1 protein-coding gene is annotated in these 659 nt (G+C 68.3%); it reads right to left on the reverse strand.

Annotated elements, in window-relative coordinates:
• Nucleotides 1-86: 86 nt before the first annotated feature.
• Nucleotides 87-374 (reverse strand): hypothetical protein, encoded by a 288-nt coding sequence (locus AC1DQP_RS21240; protein ID WP_478052525.1) that lies wholly within the window; start codon nt 372-374, stop codon nt 87-89.
• Between the last annotated feature and the right edge of the window lie 285 nt (nt 375-659).

The raw sequence follows: 659 nt of genomic DNA on the forward strand, positions 1-659 counted from the left end.
GGGAGCCGGCCAGCGGCCGGCACTACCGGTGACTGCAGGGAGCCGGCCAGCGGCCGGCGCCCCCGGTCAGCTGCGTCGATCCGGTCTCAGGCGCGCTCGTCCAGCAACGCGCCGAGCATCTGGTCGCTGCGGCGGATCAACGCGGCGTTGGCACTGAAGGTCAGCACCGCGTCCTTTGCGGCAAGCAGGTCTGAAACCGGTGCGCCGGGATCGGGCACGCCCTCGACCAGACTGGCCTGCACCCCGCCTCCGACCACCGAGCTCTGTGCCACCCCGATCCGGGGGGAAGCCTCCACCGGCAAACGCGCCACGTTGGCCGCAGCGGCCTGTACCCCAAGGCTCGCGGCACGCATGCCCGAGCTGGCAATGGACATCACGTTCACGCTGCTGCACTCCACGATGCATGGCCGGCGTCCGATGACGCAGGCATCCAAAGCCGTTAACGGCCGCACCACCACAGACTGTAGAGCCGACCGTTGGTCGGCTGCCCGCCGACACTGCACCACCCCACGTTCGCACTGCCGTCCAAGGGCGCAGTGGTAGCATATCCCCCTGATTTCAGCGCCGAATCCAATGCTCAGTTTCTTCCGTCGCAAAAAGCCCCAGGACGCTCCGCAGGACGCGCCCAAGACCCAGCACTACTCGGCCGAAGAGCTGGC

It is taken from the genome of Stenotrophomonas sp. P5_A8 (assembly GCF_056400545.1).